4 protein-coding genes are annotated in these 5,637 nt (G+C 64.2%); all 4 read right to left on the bottom strand.

Going from position 1 to position 5,637, the window contains the following annotated elements; all coding sequences use genetic code 11:
• Positions 1-729, bottom strand: a 729-nt coding sequence (locus tag A5652_RS10405; protein ID WP_156745262.1) for an FAD-binding oxidoreductase, incomplete at its 3' end; no start/stop codon positions are given.
• Between the two features lie 353 nt (positions 730-1,082).
• A complete protein-coding gene (locus tag A5652_RS10400; RefSeq protein ID WP_067350214.1) occupies positions 1,083-1,532 on the bottom strand; it encodes a nitroreductase family deazaflavin-dependent oxidoreductase in 450 nt (149 codons plus the stop codon).
• Positions 1,533-1,662: 130 nt separating this feature from the next.
• Entirely contained in the window at positions 1,663-2,340 is a 678-nt protein-coding gene (locus A5652_RS10395; protein ID WP_197513899.1) for a helix-turn-helix domain-containing protein, read from the bottom strand.
• An 821-nt stretch (positions 2,341-3,161) separates the two neighbouring features.
• The coding region (locus A5652_RS10390) for a UPF0182 family protein (protein WP_067350208.1) at positions 3,162-5,637 on the bottom strand (2,476 nt) is incomplete at its 5' end.

Genomic DNA, 5,637 nt, shown 5'->3' with positions numbered 1-5,637 from the left:
TTGCACGGTCACCACGTCAGGCGCGGTCGACAACAGCTCACCCAGCCCACGCCACACCGTCGCGGCCTGCGACCACGGAAACATGATCATCCCGCCGATCAACCGGTCCACTGGGTGCAACCGCACCCGCATCGAGGTGACAACCCCGAAGTTTCCGCCACCACCGCGCAGTGCCCAGAACAGCTCCGGCTCGTGAGTCGCGTCGGCCGTGACGATTCGACCATCCGCCAGGACAACCTCGGCGCCGAGCAGGTTGTCCGCGGCAAGGCCGAACCGCCCGTTGAGCGGTCCGTAGCCCCCGCCGAGTGTCAGGCCGGTCATGCCGACACCACCGCAGTTGCCGGTGGCGGCAACCAGTCCATACGGCGCGACCGCGTCGATCAGGTCGGACGCTATAACGCCCCCACTCACTGTCGCGACCTGCGCCCTGGAATCGATGGTGACGTTGCGCATCCCGGACATGTCGATCACCAAACCGCCGTCGCACACCGCACGACCCGCCCAGTCGTGGCCGCCGCCGAGCACCGAGAGCCGCATCCCACGGTCGCGCGCCACTCGGACTGCCCCTTGTACGTCGCGTGGTGACTCGACACGCACGACCAAGGCCGGACGATGTTGCACCGCCGCGTTCCAGATCAACGGCGCGCCGCCGGGTACACGTACCTGCGTCGAATCGATCCGTCTCTCCAGCTCGTTGGCAGCCGCGGTTATCACATCGGGTGTACTCATTTGTCTTTGTCTCCTGTGAGTTGATGGCGAGGTCGAGCACGAATGTCTGCGCCGAGGTGGCCATCACGTGATGAGAGGGGCGAAATGCAGTCCACGCCTTGAAATTCCAGCGGCGCCGGCGGCTCTCCGCCATCCTTCACCCAATTTGTGGCTATCACGCCTATGACGTTAAGAATTCGCGGGACAAGCGGCCAATCCGTGCCCACTGAATGGGCCTGTCGCTGAGACCAATTCACGATGCGGAATCAGCAGTAACGGTGTTTGTCGCGCGCTATTGCCTCGCCGCGTCCGGAACGCGAGCGTCCACCGGGGTGGCGACCTGGAGCTGAGGGCTGCAGAGCTGTTCTATGTCCTTAAGCCGGGGTTAACGAAATGACCGGGATAGGCCGCGACGTTCGGCTTTGGTAGCCGGTGTATCGGTTCGCGTTGTTCTTGTTGACGATCTCCCACAGTCGCGCGTAGTCGGCGTCATCAGGCGTGGTTTTGCGCGCTCTCACCGCGAATCGTATTGGACCGACGTTGATTTCGCAGTCCGGCCGTTTGCGGAGGTTGTAGTACCAGCCTGGGTGCTCATCGCTACCGCCGAAGGACGCGACGACCAGGTACGAGTCGCCGTCCTTCGCGTAGATCAGTGCCTTGCTGCGCTGTTGACCGGTCTTTGCGCCAATGGTGTGTAACAGCAAACATGGCGGCATCCCCGGCATCTGGTGACCGACCCGGCCGTTGGTCTTCCGATAGACGACGCCATGAATGCGCAGCAGCGGTAGGAGCACCAGTTGCTCCGCCAGAGTCATATTGCTCATGAGGCCGGGCGTTTTACTTCTGCGCCATACTGCGCCGAATTAGTGGCTGTCACGCCAATGACGTTAAGAACCCGCGGGACGAGCGGCCAATCCATGCCTAATGAGTGGGTTTTTCGCGGTGATCACCAATTCACGGCGCACGAACTAGCCTGGCAATGCGGACGCCTGTGGCCCTGGTGGCAGCGAGCAGTCCGAGCGGCGGTCGCGGTGCCGCGACGAGTGTCGACAGGGCTGCCGCAGCGCCGTTGCCCAGCGGAATCGCTACCGCGACACAGCTCATATCTGCTATTACCTCGCCTGCGTCCACTATCGGTGCGGTATAGCCTAATTCGGTGTGGGCCCGCGCAGCCGCGCATCTGGGTGGGACCGGGGCCCCGGGTTGGGCGATCACTCCCAACGGAACCCGAGCGTCCACCGAATCCAGGTACACCGCCTCACCGCCGATCATCGCGGACAACTGCACTGCGGCACCGGTGGCCGAGGCCAGTTCGGCGATCGGCCGCCGGGCCGCCACCCGCAAACGACGCTCGGAGCTCACTCGCGAACCCAACCCCAACAGGCTGGCGCCGAGCCGATAGCGGGTACCTTCCCGGCTGACCGCCCCGACCGCGATCAACTGCTGCAACAATCGCCGGACCGTCTCTCGCGGGATCCCGCTCACATTCGCCAAGTCCAGCAACCGCACCGGTTCCAACGCACCCACGTGATCTAGCAACTCAAATGCGCTCTCGATGACCCCGCGACCCTCGGTGTGAAACGAGCCGCCCGTCGCGCCCGCGCGCCTACAGCTGGCCATGCGATCTCTCACGCGATCCAACTCACACTGGTCCACCATCGACCCCTTATGGTTGCTGTCGCCGACACCAACGTGACGACGTCGTCCGGTTCAACGCGCGAACACTTACGATCTATGCCCAGTGCCGAGAAGCAACATTCCTGTTCAGGATGATTTCGACGAAGCTGTCCCGGACACAGGTTGGGGCCGAAAGGCTGCAAAACGGCGGCGGCGGGCTTGCGAGATGTGCTTGGCCAGCTTTCCTGGTTGCTTAGCTAGGTATCCAACTAGCGCGAGGCGGCTCAGCAATGGCCGAATTCCCTTGCCTTTCAGGCTCAGGGCCGCAGAAATCCCCGCTGGGCCGGCGCCGATATTCACCACTGCCCGCTGAGGCATCCGTTGTCACTTCCCGCTCGATTGGCACGGACAATTCGTGTCAGGCGAAGGGCGGTGCGCCGCGACAGTTGGCGCTATTGGCAACCGGGGCATTGTGTCTGTCCACGCCGATGACCTTAAGAAGCCGCGGGACAAGAGGCCAAGCCTGTGCCCACTGAGTGGGTTTTCGCTGACCACTGCTCACGCCGCAGCTTGAGGAGAGTTCGCCGCGCTGACGTTAGGAAGCCACGGGGCGGGTGGCGAGCCTGCGTCCATTGATTGAGCTCTCTTCTCGCTGTCACTGTTTCACGGTGCGCGAAGCAGGCCGGCGATGCGAGCACCGGTGGCCCTGGTGGCAGCGAGCAGTCCAAACGGAGGGCGCGGCCCCGCGACAAGCACCGACACCGCTGCCGCCGCATTGCCACCCAGCGGAATCGCTACCGCGGTTGCGAGATGGCCTTTGCTAGCCCACGGCCGACCTACTTGGTGTTGTTGTACTTGGTGATCGCGTCGTCCAGCCGTTGTAGCGCCGCGCCGTAGCCGGCGAAATCGCCCTTCTTCTGCGCGTCCTTGGCCTCGCCGATCGCCGCCTGAATCTCTTGCAGCACAGCGGATTTGGCAGGCGACAGCGTCACCGATCCGTCGGGCACCGGGGGTGCGGCGACTGGGGGCGGTGATCCGGGCGTCGCGACCGGCGCCGGCGCGCTGGGCGGCGGAGTTGCGGCGGGTGTCCCGGCTTCGGTGGGCTGGATGCTCGTCGCGGCCGCACCCGCGCCCGGACCGAACAGCCCGGTCAGCGCGTCCCGCACGGTGGGGCCGTACCCGATCTTGTCGTTGTACATCATCGCCACCCGGATCAGCCGCGGGTAGGACGACGCCGCGTCACTCGCCCCCGGCGAGGCATACACGGGTTCGACGTAGAGCAGGCCGCCCTGCCCCACCGGCAAGGTGAGCAAGTTGCCCCACCGGATCCGGTTCTGGTTGTCGCGCCCGATCACGCCGAGGTCCTGGGACACCGCCGGATCGGTCGTGATCGCGTTGTTGGCCAGCTTCGGCCCGTTGACCTGACCCGGGATGGTCAGCACGGTGATCCTGCCGTACGTCGCCGGGTCGGAGCTGGCGCTGATATAGGCGGCCAGATAGTCGCGCTTGAACCTGTTCATCGCGCTGGTCAGCTGATACGACGCCGTATTGTCGTTCTTCGCAATGTTTTTCGCGACGATGTAGTACGGCGGCTGGTAGCTGCTGGCCGTCGGGTTCGGATCCAGCGGCACGTCCCAGAAATCCGAGGTGGAGAAGAACGTCACCGGATCGTTGACGTGATATTTGGCCAGCAGCATCCGCTGCACCTTGAACAGGTCCTCGGGATAGCGCAGGTGCTCGGCCAGCTCCGGGGTGATGTTGCTCTTGGGCTTCACGGTGCCCGGGAAGACCCTCATCCAGGCCTTGAGCACCGGATCCTGTTCGTCTTGCTGGTACAGCGTGACGGTGCCGTCGTAGGCGTCCACGGTCGCCTTCACCGAGTTGCGGATATAGGAGACTCGCTTGTCGGGCGCCAGCTTGTTGAACGCCACCTCGTTGGAGTCCGCGGTCGCCGATTCCAGCGACGTGAGTTCGGAATACGGGTAGTTGTCCAGCGTGGTGTAGCCGTCGATGATCCACACCAGTCGCTTGTTGACGATCGCCGGGTAGACCGCGCTGTCGGTGGTCAGCCACGGCGCCACCGCCTCCACCCGCCGCGCCGGGTCACGGTTGAACAGGATCTTGCTGTTTGACCCGATCACGTTGGAGAACAAGAAGTTTCGCTCGGCGAACTTCGCGGCGAACACGCTGCGCGACAGCCAGTCGCCGAGCGGGACGCCGCCGAGCCCGGTGTAGGTGTAGTTCTTGGTTTCGTTGTTGGTCTCGTAGTCGTATTCGCGATCGTTGCCGTTGCGCCCGACGATCGCGTAGTCGGCCGACGTGTTGGAGATGACCGGCCCGAAGTAGACGCGCGGCTGGTCGAGTTGGGCCGGGCCGTCGGACACCACCCCTCCGTTGGCGCCGACGACGTTGACCAGGAATTCGGGATAGCCACCGTTTTGGTTGGGATCGTTGGCCACGCCGCGGACCGTGTTGGCCGGCGAGGCGATGAACCCGTTGCCGTGGGTGTAGACGCTGTGCCGGTTGATCCAGTCTCGCTGGTTCTCGATCAGGCGGTCGGGGTTGAGTTCGCGGGCCGCCACCACGTAGTCACGCAACGCGCCGTTGCGGTCCAGGTACCTGTCGATGGAGAGCTGGTCGGGGAAGTAATAGAAATTCTTGCCCTGCTGAAACTGGGTGAACGCTGGACTGACGATCGTCGGATCGAGCAACCGGATGTTGGACGTGGTCGCGCGGTCGTCGGCGACCTGCTGGGCGGCGGCCTGCGCGTCGCCGGTGTAGTTGCGATAGGTGACCTGGTCGGAGGTCAGGCCGTAGGCTTGCCGCGTCGCGGCGATGCTGCGGCTGATGTATTCGCTTTCCTTTTGCGCGGCATTGGGTTTGACGCTGATCTGCTCGACGATCAGCGGCCAACCGGCGCCCACGATCAGCGAGGACAGCAGCAACAGGACCAGTCCGATCGCCGGGATCCGCAAGTCCTTGAGCACAATCGCGGAGAACACCGCCGCCGCGCAGATGAGCGCAATCGCCATCAGGATCAGCTTCGCCGGCAGCACCGCATTGATGTCGGTGTATCCGGCGCCGGTGAAGGGTTTGCCGCCGCGGGTGTGCGACAACAACTCATATCGGTCCAGCCAGTATGCGATCGCTTTCAGCACGACCAACAACCCGACCAGGGTGACCAGCTGGATCCGCGCCGAACGGCTCAGCGCGCCGGTCCGACCGGAGAGCCGGATGCCGCCAAAGATGTAGTGAGCCAACAGGTTGGCGATGAAGGCGAGGAACACCGCGACGAACAGGTAGCTGAGCAGC

The sequence above is a fragment of the Mycobacterium sp. 1165178.9 genome (assembly GCF_001673555.1).
Classification (GTDB): Bacteria; Actinomycetota; Actinomycetes; order Mycobacteriales; family Mycobacteriaceae; genus Mycobacterium.
This window is presented reverse-complemented; position numbering and strand designations above follow the sequence as displayed.

Coding starts and splice junctions, on each gene's coding strand:
- A5652_RS10400 (WP_067350214.1), bottom strand. CDS start 1,532: ATGAGCAATATGACTCTGGCGGAGCAACTGGTGCTCCTACCGCTGCTG.